This window comes from Streptomyces sp. 130 (assembly GCF_007096885.1).
GTDB lineage: Bacteria > Actinomycetota > Actinomycetes > Streptomycetales > Streptomycetaceae > Streptomyces.
The window spans coordinates 39,099-57,414 of record NZ_VJNO01000004.1 but is presented as its reverse complement, the minus strand read 5'-3'; the positions used below and the strand labels follow the sequence as shown (position 1 = coordinate 57,414).

The following is an 18,316-nucleotide window of genomic DNA, read 5'->3' as shown; positions in this document are numbered from 1 at the left end:
CTCAAGGTCCGAGCGAGTTCGTAAATCAAGCCGGAATTTTGCTGCAATCTCTTGCAGGAGCGAAGTTACCGGCACATGACAAGCCCGTAAAGAGGCGTGGGGACGTCGTCTCGCGACGCCCGGCGCATCCGCTCAGAACGGCACCGTCAACTGCGCCTGCACATGCGCGTGCAGCACCCCGGCCATATCGGTCGCACCGTCGCTGAGCAGCCACTGGGTCTGCAGTCCGTCCATCAGCGCGATGAGCTGCTGCGCCGCCGCCCGCGGGTCGACGTCCTCGCGCAGCACGCCCTTCTCGCGCGCCTCCGTGTACGAGACGGCGGTGGACAGCACCGAGCACCGGTACCGCTCCACGAAGTAGGCGTGGGCCGGGTGGTCGGCGGAGGTGGCCTCGGCGGACAGCACGCAGAACAGCTCGACGATGCCGCGCCGCTCCGCGTTGAGCGCCGCGAGTCCGACCAGCCGGCGCAGCCGGTCGACGCCGGTGGGGCGGCCCGCCTCCAGCCACTGGCCGTCCACGGCGTCGCGGTGTTCCAGGACGGCGAGCAGCAGGGATTCCTTGGTCGGGAAGTGGTGCAGCAGTCCGGGATGCGAGATGCCGCAACGGGTGGCGATCACCCGCAGCGAGGCGCCGCGGTAACCGGCCTCACCGAACATGGCCATGGCCTGGTCGAGGATTTCGCCGCGTTTGGCCCGGCCCTTCGCGTACCCGCGCCGCTCGTCGCCGGTCACTCTCCACGCTCCCCGGTCGTCCCGGCAGGCCCTGCCGCATATGTTCGCATCCTACTTACTTACCACTAGGTCGGTATTCGGCGTACGGTGGTCCCGGAGCGCACAGCCTCCGCACACCGCCCGATGAGAACGTCGCCGACGTCGTGAAAGGAAAGCCCGTGGGCTCCTCCCTGCCCTATCTCGACCCCCGCCTGTCCGTTCCGGAGCGCGTCCGCGACCTGCTGGGCCGGATGACACTGCCCGAGAAGGTCGGCCAGATGCTCCAGCTGAACGCCAAGGACGGGGTACGGCAGCACATCGAGGACATGCACGCGGGCTCGATCCTGCACGCCTCGCCCGAACGCGTCCTGGAGGCCGCCGAGCTGACCCGCCGGACCCGGCTGGGCATCCCGCTCCTGGTCGCCGAGGACTGCATCCACGGGCACTCGTTCTGGGAGGGTGCCACCATCTTCCCGACGCAGCTGGGGATGGCCGCGAGCTGGGACCCGGAGCTGCTGGAGCGCGTGGCGCGGGCGACCGCCGTCGAGGTGGCCGCGACCGGCGTGCACTGGACCTTCTCGCCGGTGCTGTGCATCGCCCGGGACCTGCGCTGGGGGCGGGTCAGCGAGACGTTCGGCGAGGACCCGTTCCTCATCGGCGAGCTGGCGTCGGCGATGGTGCGCGGCTACCAGGGCGAGGGGCTGGAGGACCCGACGGCGATCCTGGCCTGCGCCAAGCACTTCGCGGGCTACTCCGAGACCCAGGGCGGCCGGGACGCGAGCGAGGCCGACATCTCGCGCCGCAAGCTGCGCTCCTGGTTCCTGCCGCCCTTCGAGCGGGTCGCCAGGGAGGGCTGCCGTACCTTCATGCTGGGCTACCAGTCGATGGACGGCGTCCCCGTCACCGTCAACGGCTGGCTGCTCGACGAGGTGCTGCGCGGCGAGTGGGGCTACACCGGCACGCTGGTGACCGACTGGGACAACGTCGGGCGCATGGTGTGGGAGCAGAAGGTGTACGCCGACCACACCGAGGCGGCCGCCGCAGCGGTCCGGGCGGGCAACGACATGGTGATGACCACGCCCGACTTCTTCGAGGGCGCCCAACGGGCCGTGGCGGCCGGACGGCTCGCCGAAGCGGACATCGACGCGGCGGTCGCCCGCATCCTCACGCTCAAGTTCGAGCTGGGCCTCTTCGAGAACCCGCGCCACCCCGACCGGGACCGGCAGCAGGCGGTCATCGGCAGCGCCGGGCACACCGGACTGAACCTGGAGGTGGCCCGCCGCTCGCTGGTGCTGCTGGCCAACGACGGCACCCTGCCCCTGGACGGCGGCTTCGAGGCCGGGGCGGACGGGCGGGCGGTCGCGGGCGCCGGCGCGGCACCGCGTACGGTCGCCGTGATCGGCCCCAACGCCGATGACGCGCAGACGCAGCTCGGGGACTGGGCGGGCTCCTCCGGCCAGGCGGACTGGCTGCCGGACGGCCATCCGCGCGCCATGATCCGTACCGTCCTCGACGGCTTCCGGGAGCATGTGCCCGCCGGCTGGACGGTCACCCACGCGCGCGGCGCCGGCATCCTGACGGTGGGCCCGGACCCGGAGGGGGCCTTCTTCCCGGACGGGCAGCCGCGCCCCGAGGTCGTCGTCCCGTGCGAGCCGTCCGAGGAGCTGATCGCGGAGGCCCTCGCCGCGGCGGAGGCCGCCGACCACGTCGTCGCCGTGGTGGGCGACCGCATCGAGCTGATCGGTGAGGGGCGCTCGACCGCGACCCTGGAGCTGATCGGCGGCCAGATCGCGCTGCTGGACGCGCTCGCCGCGACGGGCAAGCCGTTCACGGTGGTGGTCATCGCCTCGAAGCCGCTGGTGCTGCCGCCGTCCGCGCACCGCGCGGCGGCGATCGTGTACGCCTTCAACCCGGGCATGCAGGGCGGCCGCGCGGTGGCCGAACTGGTCCTCGGCCTCGTCGAGCCGTCCGGGCGGCTGCCCGTGTCCTTCGCGCGCCATGCCGGACAGCAGCCCACGTACTACAACCAGCTGCGCGGCCAGCACGGTTCGCGGTACGCGGACCTGACCCAGCGGCCCGCGTTCGCCTTCGGCGAAGGTCTCAGCTACACGACCGTCACCTATACGGACCTGGAGGTGCTGACCGACGTCCTGGGCGCGGGCGACACGCTGCGGGCACGCGTCACCGTGAGCAACACCGGCGGGCGGCCCGCGCTGGAGACCGTACAGGCGTACGTGAGTGACGTGGTGACGTCCGTGACGTGGGCGGAGAAGGAGCTGAAGGCCTACCGGCAGATCCGGCTGGCTCCGGGCGAGTCCCGCGAGGTGACGATCGAGCTGCCGGTCGCCGCGTGCGCGCTGGTGGACGCCGGGGGCCGGCGGATCGTGGAGCCGGGGGCCTTCGAACTGCTCGTCGGTCCGTCGTCGCGCGACGACGACCTGCTGCGGGCGGGCTTCACCGTCAAGGGCTGACCCGGCCGCTTCCGCGCAGGCATTCCCGGTCCGGGGCCCGAAGCCGGGCCGCGCCCCGGACCCCGCGCCTCACAGGCCGGCGGGGCCGGGAGTCCGGGGCGGAGGGGCCGGGGCGCGGGGTCTTCGGGGTCCGCTCATTCGAATGCCGCCGCCGCCTCCCTCAGCGCCTGCGCCACCGCCTCCGGTGAGTCCGGGCCCGGGTCGCCCGGGGCGTAGGTCACCGAGCACAGGCGGCCCCGGAACGGGAAGGAGCGGTGGCGTTCGAAGAGGGGCCAGGAGACGGGGGACTTGCGGTCCACGCCGATGCTGATGCCCTGGAAGGGGGCCATGCCGATGAGCTGGTGGACGCTGGGCGGGGTGGCCCGGGTCTCGCCGTCCGCCTCGACGCCGAAGCTCCAGCGCAGGCCGCGCTCGGCGGTGGCGACGAGCCGGACCGTGTGCCCGCCCGGTGCGAGGGGCCCGGCGTCCGTCTCGTGGAGGACGCCGTACTCGTTGTACGCGAAGCGCAGGCGGCCGTCCTCCACGTACAGGCTGTAGCCGCCGCCCTGGTCGCCGTGCGAGACGAGGACGCCCTCGCCCGTGTCCTCGATCGCGACGGTGACCTCGAAGGAGCGCAGGGAGACCAGCCGGGAGGAGCGGTAGCGCTCCAGTTCGGGGGTGCCGGGCAGCAGGGTGAGGGGGCGTGACAGCCGGCCTTCGGCCGGGTTGCGGCGGGCCAGGGCGCCGCTGCCGTCGGAGAGCGGGAAGACGCCGTTGCGCCGGGCGGCCTTCTCCCAGGCCGCCGAGAGCTCCTTGACCAGGCCGGGGTGTCCGGCGGCCAGGTCGTGTATCTCGGTCGGGTCGGTCCTGATGTCGTACAGGGCCCACTCGGAGTCGTCGTACGGGGCTCCGGGGCGGTGCAGGGTGACGAGTTTGCGGCCGTCGCGGTAGTAGCTGCGGTTGCCGGTCATCTCGCAGTACTGCTCGGGGTGGGTGGAGAGGTGTTCCGGGTCGGCGAGCACGGGGGCGAAGGTGACGCCGTCCGGTTCCTGGAGCGGGACCCCGCGCCGGCGCTCCGGGCGTCGCAGACCGGCGAGTTCCAGGAGGGTCGGGGCGATGTCGGTGACGTACTGGTACTGCGGGCGCGTGCCCGGGGTGAGCCGGCCTTCGCGTACTCCTCGCGGCCAGGACAGGACGAAGGGGACGCGCACCCCGCCCGCGTACGTGTGGCCCTTGTAGAGCCGGAACGGGGTGTTGGAGGCCATGCCCCAGCCGCGCGGGTAGTGCACCAGGCTGCGCGGGCCGCCGATCAGCTCGGGGTCGCGGTCGACGTCGGGGGTCCAGTCCTCCGGCAGGGCGGGGTGGTGGACGAAGCGGCTGAAGTAGGAGCGGGTGCCCTCGGCGCCGCCCTCGCCGGTGCCTCCGTTGTCCGAGGTGAAGACGATGACGGTGTTGTCGAGCTCACCGAGTGCTTCGAGGGCGGCGGTCAGCCGGCCGAGGTTCTGGTCGATGTTGTCGACAAGCGCCGCGTACACCTCCATGTAGCGGGCGTACAGGCGTTGTCGCTCCTCGGTGAGGCTGTCCCAGGCGGGCACGTCCTGCCCGGCCTCGCTGTTGCGTGCGGGGAGTTCGGTGCCCGGCGGGAAGAGCCCGTCGGCGATCTGGGCGGCGAAGCGGCGTTCGCGCAGCGCGTCCCAGCCGTCGTCGTAGCGGCCCCGGTGGCGGGCGATGTCCTCCTCCTTGGCCTGGAGCGGGCCGTGCACGGCGTTGTGCGCGAGGTAGAGGAAGAAGGGCTTGTCCGGGTCGTGGGCGCGCAGCGACTTCACCATCGAGATGGCCTGGTCGGTGATGTCGTCGGTGTAGTAGTAGTCGTCGGGGAACTCGTCGATGTCCAGCGGGCTGTTGTCGCGGACGAGCTGGTGCGGGTGGAAGAGGCTGGTGAGCCCTTCCAGCACGCCGTAGTACTGGTCGAAGCCCTTGCGCAACGGCCAGTTGTCGCGGTCGTCGGCGGCGTTGGACGCGGAGTCGCGGACGAGGTGCCATTTGCCGACGGCGTACGTGGCGTAGCCCGAGTCGTGGAGGAGCTCGGCGAGGGTGGGGATGTCGTCGGCGATCTCCATGCCGTAACCGGGAAAGCCGGGGTCGGAGTTGGCGACCATGGCGTAGCCGACGCGGTGCGGGTTGAGGCCGGTGAGCAGGGCGGCACGGGCCGGGGAGCACAGCGGCATGGTGTGGTAGTTGCTGAGCCGTACGCCGTCCTCGGCGAGGGCGTCCAGTACGGGGGTGGGGATTTCGGAGCCGAAGGGGCCGATGTCGCTGTAGCCCATGTCGTCCACGAGCACGACGACGATGTTCGGGGCCTTCTCCCCCGGTGTCCGGCGCGCCGGCCAGGCCGGGTCGGAGGTGGCGAAGGTGCGGCCGATGCGGCCGGGGAAGCCGTCGTAGGGGTCGCGGCGGGTGCTGGTGGTCATCGGCGGGTGGCTCCGTCACGGGTCGGGGCGGGCGGCTGAGGGGTGCGGTGGGTCATGCGAGGGCCCCCGTCCTCTCGGCGTGCTCCGCACGGGCCGCCGGGGGTACGGGTTCGGGTGCGGCGGCGAGCAGGGCGCGGGTGTACGGGTCGCGGGGGTGCTCGCACACCTCGTCGGCGGTGCCGGTCTCCACGATCCGGCCCCGGTGCATGACGGCGATGCGGTGGCTGATCTGCCGGACGACCGCGAGGTCGTGGGCGATGAAGACGAGGGAGAGGCCCAGGTCGCGCTGGAGGTCGGTGAGCAGCCCGGTGATCTGGGCCTGGACGGACACGTCGAGCGCGGAGACGGGTTCGTCGCAGATCAGGACGGACGGCGCGGGGGCGAGGGCGCGGGCGATGCCGATGCGCTGGCGCTGGCCGCCCGAGAAGGAGCGGGGGTGGCGTCCGGCCACGGCCGGGTCCAGGCCCGCCAGCTCCAGGAGCTCCGCCACCCGCTGCCGGCGTGCCTCGCGGTCCCCGATGCCGAACGCGACGAGGGGTTCGGCGACGATCTCGCCCACCGTCATGCGCGGGTTGAGGGAGGCGTAGGGGTCCTGGAACACCATCTGCACCTGGCGGCGCACCGCGTGCAGCGCCCGGCGCGAGGGCCGGGTGACGTCCTCGCCGCGCAGCCGCAGGGTGCCGCCGTCGGCGGTGTGGGCGTGGGCGAGGACCCGGGCCAGGGTGGACTTGCCGGAGCCGGACTCGCCGACGATGCCCAGCGTCTCGCCCTTCCTGAGCGTCAGCGACACCCCGTCGAGGGCGGGCACCCCGCGCCGCCGGGCGCCGCGTCCCGCGTACGTCTTGGTGAGGCCGTCCGCCTGCAGGACGACCGCGCCGGGCGCGGGGCGGTCGATGCGTGCGGGCGGGGCCGGGGCGGGCAGGGGTTCGGTGCGTCCGGCGGCGGGCAGGCAGGCCACCCGTACGTCCCCGCTCACCCGCGTCAGCGGCGGGGTCGCGGTGCGGCAGCGGTCCTCGGCCAGGGTGCAGCGGTCGGCGAAGGCGCAGCCGTCCCCGAGGAGCGTGAGGTCGGGCGGGCTGCCGGGGATGCCGGTGAGCCGGGTCCCGGACGGGGTCGCGAGGCGCGGGACGGCGGCCAGGAGTCCGGCGGTGTACGGGTGGCGGGGGCGGGTGAGCACTTCGGCGGTGGGCCCGTCCTCGACCACGGTCCCGCCGTACATGACGAGGACGCGTTCGCAGGCGCGGGCGACGACGCCCATGTTGTGCGTGATGAGGACGAGGGCGGTGCCGGTCTCGCGGTTGAGGTCGCCGAGCAGGGTGAGGATCTGGTCCTGGACGGTGGCGTCGAGCGCGGTGGTCGGCTCGTCGGCGAGGAGGATGTCGGGTTCGCCGGCGAGGGCCATGGCGATGAGGATGCGCTGGCGCTGGCCGCCGGAGAACTGGTGCGGATGGTCGTCGGCGCGCCGGTGCGGGTCGGGGATGCCGACCCGGTCCAGGAGTGCGAGGGTGCGGGCGCGGCGGGCGGCCTTGTCGTGGTTGCCGTGGGCGCGCAGGGCCTCGTCGATGTGGCGGCCGGCCGTGAGGACGGGGTTGAGGGCGGTCATCGGGTCCTGGAAGACCATGCCGATGCGGGCGCCGCGCACCGCGCGCAGCTCGGCCTCGCCGGCGGCGGCCAGGTCGCGGCCGTCCAGCCGGACCGTGCCGGTGGTGATGCGGCCGGTGCCGGGCAGCATGCGGTTCAGGGCGAGCGCGGTGGTGGACTTGCCGGAGCCGGACTCGCCGACGACGGCCAGGGTCTCGCCCCGTTGCAGGGTGAAGGAGACCCCGCGCACGGCGCGCAGCGGTGACCCGTCGGGGGTGGTGAACTCGACGCCGAGGTCGCGGACCTCCAGCAGTGCGGGGACGGTCATCGGCGTATCTCCCGGTTGAGCGCCTCGGCGATGAGCGAGAGTCCGAGGACGAGCGCGGTCACGGTGATCAGGGGGCCGGCGGCGAAGTGCGGGGACTGGGCGAGGTAGGGCATGGACTGGCTGAGTACGGCTCCGAGGGTGGGTTCGGGCGGCCGGACGCCGACGCCCAGGAAGCTCATCGCGCCCTCGATGAAGACGGCGACGGTCAGCGAGACGGCGATCTGCACGACGAGCGGGTCGGCCGCGTTGGGCAGGATGTGCCGGACCAGCACCCGGCGTCCCGAGGCGCCGCCGACCCGGGCGGCGGTGACGTACTCGCGTTCCCGCTGTACGAGGACGCCGCCGCGCAGCAGCCGGCCGAAGACCGGCACCTCGGCGAGGGCGATGACGAGCACGACCGGGATGCGTCCGGGGCCGAGGATCGCGGTGACGGCGAGCGCCAGGATCAGCCCGGGGAACGCCAGGAGCAGGTCGAAGACGCGCTGGACGACGGTGTCGGCGAGGGGGTGCGCGGCGGCGGCCAGGGCGAGCAGGCAGCCGAGGGCGGCACCGGCGGGCACCGCGATCGTGATGATGGTGAGGTCGGTGCGGATGCCGTACAGCACCCGGCTGAGCAGGTCGCGCCCTAGGTCGTCGGTGCCCAGGAGGTGTCCGGCCGTCCCGGGCCCGGCGAGGCTCCGGCCGCTCTGGTCGGTGGGCCCGTGCCCGGCGAGCAGCGGTGCGAGGAGTCCGGCGAGGACCACCACGCCGACGAGGACGAGGCCGGTGCGGGCCCGGGCGGTGGACAGGGCGGCGCGGTAGGGGTGGCGGGGGCGGGCCGTGGCGCGCGGCTTCCGGGCGGCCGGGGGCGGCGCGGCGGTGACGAGGTCGGTCGTCTGGGTCATCAGGGTCACTCCCACCTGATCCGGGGGTCGAGCCAGGCGTACACGAGGTCGGTGAGCAGCTGGACGAGGACGTAGACGGCGACCAGGAGCAGCAGCAGGTCCTGGACGACCGGGTAGTCGCGGCGTTGGAGGCCCTGTTCGGCGAGTTGTCCGAGGCCGGGCCAGGCGAAGATCGCCTCCACCAGGACGGCCCCGCCGAGCAGGTTTCCGACCTGCATGCCGAGCAGGGTGACGACGGGCGGCAGGGCGTTGGGCAGGGTGTGGCGCCACAGCAGGCGGCGCGGGGCGACCCCGGCGGCGGTGGCGGTGCGGATGTAGTCCTCGGCGAGGCCGCGTTCGATGCCGTCCTTGAGGTAGCGGCCGAGCACGGCGGCGCTGGGCAGTGCGAGGCAGAGCGCCGGCAGCACGAGGTACTGGGCGGCGAGGTCCGGAGCGGTCAGGAAGGCGACCCGGCCGCCGGGCGGCAGTACGGGGAGCGCCACGGCGAAGACCAGGACGAGCAGCACACCGCTGACGAACGGGGGGACGGCCAGGGCCGCGGTGGTGAGCACGCGCACGGCGGCGGACAGCCACCGGTTGCGCGAGGCGGCCCCGATCACGCCGAACGCCGCGCCGAGCACGATCACGAACAGGAGGGCGGCGAGGGTGAGTTCGGTGGTGGCGCCGAGTCCGTCGCCGATCAGGTCGGCGGTCTGCCCTCCGATCGCGTACGAGGGTCCGAGGTCGCCCTTGAGGAGCGAGCCGGTCCACCGGGCGTACTGCGAGAGCAGGGGCGCGTCGAGGCCGAGCCGGTGGCGGATCGCGGCGACGGTCGCCGCGTCCGCGTCGGGTCCGGCGAGCGCGGTGGCGGGGTCGCCGGGGACCAGCCTGAGGATGGTGAAGATCAGGAAGGAGGCGGCGACCAGGACGAGGAGGGCGGACGGCAGCCGCCGGAGCAGGTAGCTGCGCATGTCACACCAGGTAGGCGTTGTCGAGGTCGAGGTAGGAGAACTTGTTGAGCGTGACGCCGTGCAGCCGGGTGGCGGAGACCTGGACCTGTCCGCGTACCACGAGGTCGATGATGAACGCCTCGTCCAGCAGGATGGAGGAGATCTTCCGGTGCAGGGCGTTGGCGGCGGCCGGGTCGGTCTCGGGTTCGGTCCAGGCTTCCCGTACGACCTTCGTGTAGGCGTCCGAGCGGTACTCGGAGGTGTTCTTCGCCTCGTTGAAGGGGTACGCGCTGACGGCGAGGGTGGAGGGCTGCACCTGGGCGAATCCGTGGCCGAGGGACCACAGGGCCGGCATGCCCTGGGAGATCAGCTTCTTCTGTGCGGTGGCCCCGTCGGTGGGCTGGAGCGTGACGTGGACGCCGACCTGCTTGAGGTCGTACTGGATGGACTCGGCGATGGCCGTCTCGCCGGGCAGGGCGATGTGCAGGAGAGGCAGGTCGAGCCTGGTGTGCCCGGCGGACTTCAGGAGTTCGCGGGCCTTCGCGGGGTTGTGGGTGTAGTGGGTGCGGTGGGATTCGCTGTACGCGGGTGAGGACTTGGGCCAGGGCGCGGCGGAGGCGAGGCCGTATCCGCCGAGGGTCTGGGCGACGAGCCGGTCCCGGTCGACGGCCCAGGCGAGCGCCTGCCGGACGGTGCGGTCGTCGAGCGGGGCGACCGTGGTGTTGACCCCGAGGTAGACGGCGCCGGCGCCGGTGTCGTAGTCGCTGATGGTGAGCCCGTTGGCGGCCTCGACGACGCCGAGGCTCTTGCCGGGCACGTCGAAGGAGAGCTGGGACTGGCCTGAGCGCAGTGAGGAGATCAGCGCGTCGGCCTGGGCTATGACCCGGAGTTCGACCCCGTCGAGGTAGGGGCGGCCCGGCTGCCAGTAGGCGTCGTTGCGGGTGAGGCTGAGACCGGCGCCCGGGCTCCACTTCTTCAGCTGGAACGGGCCGGTCCCGATGAGCTTCTTCCCGGCGACGGCGTCCTCGACGCTCTCCGAGTCCGCGATGATCATGAACTCGAACAGGTCGAAGAGGTTGTTCACCGGGTGCGCCAGCTTGAGTACCAGCTCGTGGTCGCCGCGCTTCTCGAACCCGGTGATGGTGGCGGCCGTGCTGCGCAACTGGGCTGCCCGGGCGGGGTTCTGAAGGTTCTTCACCGCGAAGATCACGTCGTCGGCGGTGAACGCGCGGCCGTTGTGGAAGGTGACGTCGTCGCGCAGCCGGAGCGTGATGCCGCGTCCGTCCTTCGCGTACGTCCAGGAGGTGGCGAGTTCGGGTTTCGGGCGGAGGCGGTCGTCGTAGCGGGTGAGGGTGTTGTAGATCAGCCGTTGCTGAAGGGACTGGCCACTCTGCGCGAACAGCAGGGCGGGTGTGAAGTCGGCGTTCACGGCGACGTTCAGCACACCGCCGCGCCGGGGTTCGGCACGCGCGCCCCGCGCGGCGGACGCGGTCTCCGACACGGCCGAACGGCAGCCCGCGAGGCCCAGTCCGAGAAGCAGGGCGCCGCCGCCCGCGGCGCGCAGCGTGGAGCGCCGGGACGGTCCGGAGGGCGTGAAGGGGTACAGCTCGGTCATCGATGCCTGCCTGTGACGGTGGGAAAAGGGGAAGGGCGTGAGCGCGCGCGGCGGAGCACGTACGCGCGGTCGCTCCGCCGCGGAAGGAGCGGAGCGGCGGGGATGCGCTGCGCGAGTGGCGCACCTGGCCGAGGCCGCTGCGGCGGCCCGTACGGAATCGGCGCGGGTGGGCGTGACGGGGCTCCCGCGGCGCACGGGGGCCGGGGGAAGCCGAACGGTGAGTCGATTCCCGGGTCTCAGCGGGTTGTTGTCACCCGTGAGGGGTCAGCGGGGCGGGGCCATGCGGGCTGCCCGCCGCGATCCGGGTCAGCGGCGGACGGCACAGACCGCGCTGGCCTGTCGACAGAGGTCGACGTGCCTGCGGGAGACGAGGCGCTTGTCCGGGTTCACGGGAGCAATATGACAGCGGCCTCGCCGGACGGTCAACCGGCGTTGTCCGCATCCTGGTACGCGGCGTCCGGGCCCTTCCGGTGGCCGGCTGCCGGGCCGGCGCCCGCAACGTTACGGCGGCGTGAATTCGCCCGGGCCGGTGACCGGGCCCGGCGGCGGGGCCCGCGCACCGCTGAGCCATTCGCGCGAACTCGCAGGCCAGAGGCGGTTTACCGGGGCCCCGCAGGAGTGTCCGGCGACCCTGTGCGGGCACCGGCCGGCCCGTTGCCGTGCGCCCCGTGGGGTGCCGGCGGGCGCTTGACGTATCCGGCGGGGCGCTGCGAATCTCCGGAACATGTTCGCGACGGCAACCACCGATGCGCGGCCCGCCCGCGCCGGCCGCCCCGCACTCCGGCCCGGGTGTCCGGGCCGCTGTACCGCCGCCTGACCTCACCGGCGTACCGGCCACCGCGCTCGCCGTACGAAGCGGGCCACCCCGCGCACCGTCGCTCTGGGCGGTGCGCCGTCTCTGCCCGTGGGCGCGTCCCGCCCCGGTCGATTCCGCTCCACCATCCATCGGCTCGCCGCCGGCCACGCCCTTGCGCCCGGCCGCGACGAGCACGTCCTCGAAGGGAACCCCATGTCCTCCACCACCACCGTCCCCGCCGTCACCGTCCAGCAGCTGGGCGGCCGTATCGGCGCGGTCATCTCGGGCGTACGGCTCGGCGGCGACCTCGACCCCGAGACGGTCGCCGCCGTGCGGGCCGCGCTCCTCGCCCACAAGGTCGTCTTCTTCCGGGAGCAGGACCACCTGGACGAGGACAGCCACGAGGCGTTCGGCCGGCTGCTCGGCACGCCCGTCGCCCATCCGACGGTGCCGTCCGCCGACGGGCGGTACTCGCTCGGCATCGACTCCGACCACGGCGGCCGGGCCAACCAGTGGCACACCGACGTCACCTTCGTCCCCGCCTACCCGGCCTTCTCCATCCTCCGGGCCGTGGTGATCCCGCCGTACGGCGGCAACACCCTGTGGTCCAACACGGCCGCCGCCTACGCGGAGCTGCCCGAGCAGCTGCGCACCCTGGCGGACGGGCTCCGGGCCGTCCACTCCAACGACTACGACTACGCGGCGGTGCGGCCCAACGCCCTGCCGGAGGCGCTCGAGCAGTACCGCGAGGTGTTCACGTCGACCAAGTTCCTCACCGAGCACCCGGTGGTCCGGGTGCACCCCGAGACCGGTGAACGCGTCCTGCTGCTGGGCAACTTCGTGCAGCGGATCAGCGGGCTGACCGGGCGCGACTCGCGGGCCCTGGTCGACCTGTTCCAGTCGCACATCGAGCGCCCGGAGAACACCGTGCGCTGGGACTGGCAGGTGGGCGACGTGGCGATCTGGGACAACCGCGCCACCCAGCACTACGGCGTGGACGACTCCGACACCCACGAGCGCAAGCTCCGCCGCGTCACGATCGACGGTGACGTCCCGGTCGGCGTCGACGGCCGCTCCTCCACCCTGATCAGTCCCGAGGCGGTGCCGGACCCGTCCTTCGGGATCGCGTCCGGCGCGTCCACCGCCGGGGCGGCGGCTGTCTGAGGGGGCCGGAGCACCCCGCAGGCGGAGTGAGGCGGGGGGCCGTCGGGTGGCGCCGCCCGACGTCCCCCGCCCCGCCGCCTGCTAGAATTATGGGGCCGTTCAGCGTGTACGAGGAGACCAGACATGGCAGGCGACGACGACATCTCCGGGTGATCCCGGAGCCCCATAGCCGCAGCGGGCGCCCCGGGCGCAGCCGCAGTGGCCATGTCGTTGTTCCCTCTGGCCATTCCTCCGGGGCCGTGGCGTCCGCCGTCCCCGGATTCACACGCGAGGTCCCCGTATGTCCGACGCATCTCTCATCTGCTCGAACCTCTCCTTCTCCTGGCCGGACGACACCCCGGTCTTCTCCGGCCTGTCCTTCAGCGTGGGCAGCGGCCGTACCGGTCTCGTCGCCCCCAACGGCTCCGGGAAGAGCACAATGCTCAAACTGCTGGCGGGCGAGCTGCGCCCGGCCGCCGGCTCCGTCACCGTCGACGGCACGCTCGGCTACCTCCCGCAGAGCCTTCCCCTCACCGCTGACCTCTCGGTCTCCGAGGTCCTGGGCGTCGACGCGGTGATCCGCGCGCTGGACGCCGTGGAGTCGGGTGACGTGGACGAGAAGCACTTCGCGGTCATCGGCGACGACTGGGACATCGAGGAGCGCACCCGCGCCCAGCTCGACCGGCTCGGCCTCGACGGCCTCGCCCTCGACCGCAGCATCGGCACGCTCAGCGGCGGCCAGGTCGTCTCGCTCGGCCTCGCGGCCCAGCTTCTGAAGCGGCCGGACGTCCTGCTCCTCGACGAGCCGACGAACAACCTCGACCTCGGCGCCCGGCACCGCCTCTACGACACGCTGGAGTCGTGGAACGGCACGCTGCTGCTCGTCAGCCACGACCGCGCGCTCCTGGACCGCATGGACCGCATCGCCGAACTCGGAACGTCGGAACTGCGGCTGTACGGCGGCAACTTCACGGCGTACGAGGAAGCCGTGCGGGCCGAGCAGGAGGTGGCCGAGAAGAACGTCCGCAACGCGGAGCAGGAGCTGAAGCGGGAGAAGCGCGAGATGCAGCAGGCCCGTGAGCGGGCCGAGCGGCGCGCGAGCAACGCGGCCCGCAACCTCAAGAACGCGGGCCTGCCCCGCATCTTCGCCGGGAACATGAAGCGGGGCGCCCAGGAGGCGGCCGGCAAGTCGGGCCAGACGCACGCCGCACGGGTCGGCGAGGCGCAGGCCCGCCTGGACGAGGCGGGGCGCGCGGTACGCGACGAGCAGCGCATCACCCTCGACCTGCCGGACACCGATGTCCCCGCCGGCCGCACCGTGCTCCTCGCCGAGCGGCTGCGGGTGCGCCTCGGCGGCCGGGAGCAGTTCTCGGGCGAGGGCGTCGACCTGACGATCCGGGGCCCCGAGCGCATCGCCCTGACCGGGCCCAACGGCGCGGGCAAGAGCACGCTGCTGCGGCTGGTCAACGGCGACCTGACCCCGGACGGCGGGTCGATCAGGCGGGCCGACGGGCGCATCGCGTACCTCTCCCAACGGCTCGACCTCCTCGACCTCGGGCGCACGGTGGCCGAGAACTTCGCCGTGTACGCCCCGCACCGGGAGGAGGCCGAGCGGATGAACCTGCTCGCGCGCTTCCTGTTCCGCGGCGACCGCGCCCATCTGCCGGTCGGCGTGCTGTCGGGCGGCGAGCGGCTGCGGGCCACGCTGGCCTGTGTGCTGTGCGCGGAGCCGGCCCCGCAACTGCTGCTCCTGGACGAGCCGACGAACAACCTGGACCTGGTGAGCGCCGGCCAGCTGGAGAGCGCGCTGGCTTCTTACCGGGGCGCGTTCGTGGTGGTCAGCCACGACGAGCGGTTCCTGGAACGGATCGGCGTGGGCCGGTGGTTGCGGCTGGCGGACGGGGAGCTGCGCGAGACGGGGGCGCCGGAGGCATGAGCCGCGCACTCCTCGCCCACGACCTGGTCCGCGTCCTCGGCACGAAGCGTGTCCTGGACGGGGTGTCGCTCACCGCGTCGCCCGGCGACCGCATCGGCCTCATCGGTGAGAACGGTGTCGGCAAGTCGACACTCCTGCGGCTGCTCGCCGGGGTGGACGAGCCCGACGCCGGCCAGGTCGTCCGGCCCGCCGATGTGGGGTTCCTGCACCAGGAGATGTCCTTCGACGCGGACACCACCGTCGCCGGTGTCCTGGACGACGCGCTCCGCGCGGCGCGGTCCGATCTCGCCGAGCTGGACCGCCTGTCCGGTCTGCTCTCCCGTACGCCCGAGGACTCCGCGGAGCACGCTCAGCTCCTGGAGACGTACGGCGCACGACTCGAACAGGCCGAGGAGCGGGAGGTCTGGGACGCCGACCGGCGTGCGGCCGTCGTGCTCGCCGGGCTCGGGCTCGGCTCCCTGCCGCACGGGCGGACGCTCCGCTCGCTCTCGGGCGGGCAGCGCGGCCGGCTGGCGCTCGCCGCGCTGCTGGTGCGCCGGCCGGCCGCCCTGCTGCCGACGAGCCGACGAACCATCTGGACGACGAGGCCGCCGGGTTCGTGGAGGAGCAGCTGCGGACGATGCCGGGGCCGGTGGTGATCGCCGGCCACGACCGGGCGTTCCTGGACGCCGTCTGCACGGACCTGATCGACCTCGATCCGGCGGTCGACGGGCCCGTGCGGTACGGCGGCGGGTACAGCGCGTACCTGGCCGAGAAGCGGGCGGAGCGGGCGCGCTGGGAGCGCCGGTATGCCGAGGAGCAGGAGGAGATCGGGGAGCTGCGCCGGTCGGCCGCGGTGACCGCGCGCCAGGTGGCACCCGACCGGGGGCCCCGCGACAGCGAGAAAATGGGGTACGGGCTGCGGGCGGGCCGGGTGCAGAGCCAGATCGCGCGCCGGGTGCGCAACGCCACCCGCCGCCTGGACGAGGCGGAGCGCCGTCAGGTCGCCGAGCCGCCCAGCCCGTTGCGGTTCCGGTATCCGGAGCGCGCCGAGCCGTCGGAGCCGGGCACGCTGGTCTCCTTGCGCGGGGTGCGGTTCCCCGGCCGGCTGGCCGTGGACGCGCTCGACGTCGAGGCGTCCGACCGCCTGCTGGTGACGGGCGGCAACGGTACGGGGAAGTCGACGCTGATCGCGGTGCTCGCGGGCCGGCCGGTGGCGGCCGGCGAGGTGGTGCGGCGGCCCGGCCTGACCGTGGGGGTGCTCGCGCAGGACAGCGTGTTCGCCCGGCCGGACCGCACCGTGGGCGACACCTACGTGCGGGTGCTCGGCGCCGAGCGGGCGGAGCTGGTGCCGCTGGCCTCGCTCGGGCTGCTGCGCGAGGCCGACCTGGACAAGCAGGTGCGGCAGCTGTCGGCGGGCCAGCGGCGCAGGCTCGCGCTCGCCCTCCTGATGGCCCGCCCGCCGGAGCTGCTGCTGCTGGACGAGCCGACCAACCACCTCTCCCCCGCGCTGTGCGACGAGCTGGAGGAGGCGCTGGGGCCCGGGCCGGGCGCGGTCGTGGTCGCCAGCCACGACCGCTGGCTGCGGCGTCGCTGGCGGGGGCGCGAAGTGCGGCTGGGGGCTTAGAGGTCCTAACAAAGGCGTTTCACGTGCCGGTGTGTGATGAGGCAGGTGGCGAGGCCGAGGAAGGCTTCGTGGATGTCGTCTCGCCGCTCCCAGCGGATGCGAAGACGTCGGAAGCCGTGCAGCCAGGCGATGGTGCGCTCGACCACCCAACGGTGAACACCGAGGCCGGATCCGTGCGCGACACCGCGTCGGGCGATGACTGGTTTGATGCCCTGCGCCCAGACGAGCCGACGGTACTTGTCGTGGTCGTAGCCGCGGTCGCCGAGGAGGACGTCGGGCCGCCGGCGCGGCCTGCCGACGAGCCCGGGAACCGAGGGGATCTTCGCCAGGAGCGGTAACAGTTGGGTCACGTCATTGCGGTTGCCGCCGGTCAGCGACACCGCGAGCGGGATGCCCTGGCCGTCAACGAGGACGTGGTGCTTGCTGCCCGGCCGTGCGCGGTCGACCGGGCTGGGGCCGCTTTTGGGCCGCGCCGAGCAGCCCGGACGTGGGAGGAATCGATCACCGCCCGCGACCAGTCGATCTGCTTCGCAGCCCGCAGCCTCGCCAGCAGGATCAGGTGCAACTGGTCCCAGTCACCGGCCTCGTTCCAGGCCGCCAGCCGACGCCAGCACGTCATGCCCGAACCAAAGCCCAGCTCCTGCGGCAGGTACTCCCACTGAATCCCGGTATGTAGCACGAACAAGATCCCGCACAACGCCTGCCGGTCTGGCACCCGCGGCCGCCCCGCTACCAGCTTCGGCCCTGGCTCGGGCAACAACGGCTCGACGAGCGACCACAGTTCGTCCGACACGACCCACGGCCGCGACTCCCTCTTCCCCACGTACCAATCAACGAGCGATCAAGCTGACCGTCACACCATCAGACACTTCTGTTAGCGGCTCTTAGGGGGCGCGTCCTCCGTCGCTCGCGGGACGCGGCCCGGGCGGATCGGCGGCTCCCGTCGGCGTCCCCCGGCGCGTGCCGCACCGCCCGGCCCGGTGCGCACCCGGACCGGGACCGGGTTCGTCCGGAGCGCTTCGGCGGCGGCGTGCGTCGTCGCGGTGCGGGCTCCGGTGCGGGTGTCCGGCGCGTTGACCCGCACGGTGAGGGTGCCGCCGGCCTCGGCGGTGGCGGCGGCGGTGGAGCGGCCGGCGTCCGTCCGGCGGGCGGTGTCCCGGCCACCGGGTGTACGGGGCCGGCGCGCGGACGGTCCCGGGGCGCGCCTCGGAGTCGTACCGCGCGAGCGCGATCGTCAGGCCGGGGCGCAGCGGTCCGCGCGAGGCGGTCCCCCGCATGTGCCGGTGCGGCGGGTCCGGTGCCAGGTGCCGCGGGTCGGCACGTACGCGGGCGGCGCGTTCCCGCCCTTGCGTGCGAGCCGGCGGCACGGCGGACTCGCGCACGCGCAGCCCTATTCGGTCAGGCCGGCCGCCAGCGTGGCTCCCAGTTCCCAGCAGGCCTCGGTGTCCGCCCTGGCCGGCTCGCCCGTCACCTTCACGGCCTCCGCCGCCCGGCGCCAGCCGAGGCCGGTGGTGATCGTCTCGATGCCGCGCACGGCGCCCGTGACGTCGTTGCCTCCGTGCACGTAGTAGCCGAAGGGGCGGCCCCGCGTGGTGTCGAGGCACGGGTAGTAGATCTGGTCGAAGAAGTGCTTGAGCGCCCCGGACATGTATCCGAGGTTCGCCGGGGTGCCGAGGAGCAGCCCGTCCGCTTCGAGTACGTCGGAGGCCGTCGCGGCGAGCGCGGCGCGCCGTACGACGCATACGCCCTCGATCTCGTCCGTCGTCGCGCCGGAGACGACGGCCTCGAAGAGGGCCTGGCAGTTCGGCGAGGGCGTGTGATGCACGATCAGGAGTGTGGGCACAGCACCGAACCCTGCCGTCCGCC

12 protein-coding genes and 1 pseudogene are annotated in these 18,316 nt (G+C 73.3%); 4 read left to right on the top strand and 9 right to left on the bottom strand.

What is annotated here, in order from left to right:
- Positions 1–132: 132 nt before the first annotated feature.
- Positions 133–732 (bottom strand): TetR/AcrR family transcriptional regulator, encoded by a 600-nt coding sequence (locus FKN01_RS05300; RefSeq protein WP_143616909.1) that lies wholly within the window; start codon positions 730–732, stop codon positions 133–135.
- 158 nt (positions 733–890) lie between these two features.
- Between FKN01_RS05300 and FKN01_RS05295 the strand changes: the two genes are divergently transcribed.
- Positions 891–3,182, top strand: coding sequence for a glycoside hydrolase family 3 N-terminal domain-containing protein (locus FKN01_RS05295; protein ID WP_143616906.1), 2,292 nt, complete (start codon positions 891–893; stop codon positions 3,180–3,182).
- A gap of 134 nt (positions 3,183–3,316) precedes the next feature.
- On the opposite strand, the gene FKN01_RS05290 is transcribed toward FKN01_RS05295, so the two are convergent.
- The 6 genes from FKN01_RS05290 to FKN01_RS33680 all read right to left on the bottom strand — a co-directional run bounded on the left by FKN01_RS05290 (position 3,317) and on the right by FKN01_RS33680 (position 11,359).
- Entirely contained in the window at positions 3,317–5,632 is a 2,316-nt protein-coding gene (locus FKN01_RS05290) for an arylsulfatase (protein ID WP_143616904.1), read from the bottom strand.
- Positions 5,633–5,684: 52 nt separating this feature from the next.
- Positions 5,685–7,541 carry an ABC transporter ATP-binding protein gene (locus FKN01_RS05285; protein WP_143616902.1) on the bottom strand — a complete coding sequence of 619 codons (1,857 nt, stop codon included), beginning with the start codon at positions 7,539–7,541 and terminating at the stop codon, positions 5,685–5,687.
- Positions 7,538–8,425, bottom strand: a complete 888-nt coding sequence (locus tag FKN01_RS05280; RefSeq protein WP_143616900.1) for an ABC transporter permease — start codon at positions 8,423–8,425, stop codon at positions 7,538–7,540. Before FKN01_RS05280 ends, FKN01_RS05285 begins: the two co-directional genes overlap by 4 nt.
- 5 nt (positions 8,426–8,430) lie before the next feature.
- Positions 8,431–9,375 carry an ABC transporter permease gene (locus FKN01_RS05275; protein WP_143616898.1) on the bottom strand — a complete coding sequence of 315 codons (945 nt, stop codon included), beginning with the start codon at positions 9,373–9,375 and terminating at the stop codon, positions 8,431–8,433.
- Between the two features lies 1 nt (position 9,376).
- On the bottom strand, positions 9,377–10,969 hold the full coding sequence (locus FKN01_RS05270; protein WP_143616896.1) for an ABC transporter substrate-binding protein: 1,593 nt from the start codon (positions 10,967–10,969) through the stop codon (positions 9,377–9,379).
- A 306-nt stretch (positions 10,970–11,275) separates the two neighbouring features.
- On the bottom strand, positions 11,276–11,359 hold the full coding sequence (locus FKN01_RS33680; RefSeq protein ID WP_361031313.1) for a putative leader peptide: 84 nt from the start codon (positions 11,357–11,359) through the stop codon (positions 11,276–11,278).
- 619 nt (positions 11,360–11,978) lie between these two features.
- Here FKN01_RS33680 and FKN01_RS05265 point away from each other — a divergent pair.
- The 3 genes and pseudogenes from FKN01_RS05265 to FKN01_RS05255 all read left to right on the top strand — a co-directional run bounded on the left by FKN01_RS05265 (position 11,979) and on the right by FKN01_RS05255 (position 16,450).
- The gene (locus tag FKN01_RS05265) at positions 11,979–12,929 is read left to right on the top strand and encodes a TauD/TfdA family dioxygenase (protein WP_143616894.1); all 951 of its coding nucleotides are present in this window, start codon (positions 11,979–11,981) and stop codon (positions 12,927–12,929) included.
- 280 nt (positions 12,930–13,209) lie between these two features.
- A complete protein-coding gene (gene abc-f / locus FKN01_RS05260) occupies positions 13,210–14,844 on the top strand; it encodes a ribosomal protection-like ABC-F family protein (RefSeq protein ID WP_143616892.1) in 1,635 nt (544 codons plus the stop codon).
- Positions 14,841–16,450: pseudogene (locus tag FKN01_RS05255) on the top strand (ABC-F family ATP-binding cassette domain-containing protein). The gene abc-f and the pseudogene FKN01_RS05255 overlap by 4 nt, the downstream one beginning before the upstream one ends.
- Positions 16,451–16,455: 5 nt before the next feature.
- On the opposite strand, the gene FKN01_RS05250 reads toward FKN01_RS05255, so the two are convergent.
- Together FKN01_RS05250 and FKN01_RS05240 are read right to left on the bottom strand one after the other, a co-directional pair.
- A protein-coding gene (locus tag FKN01_RS05250) for an IS5 family transposase (RefSeq protein ID WP_398931107.1) occupies positions 16,456–17,273 on the bottom strand; the annotation gives its coding sequence in 2 pieces (ribosomal slippage) (positions 16,456–16,910 and positions 16,910–17,273; 819 coding nt in all).
- Positions 17,274–17,840: 567 nt separating this feature from the next.
- Entirely contained in the window at positions 17,841–18,293 is a 453-nt protein-coding gene (locus FKN01_RS05240) for a flavodoxin family protein (protein WP_143616888.1), read from the bottom strand.
- Between the last annotated feature and the right edge of the window lie 23 nt (positions 18,294–18,316).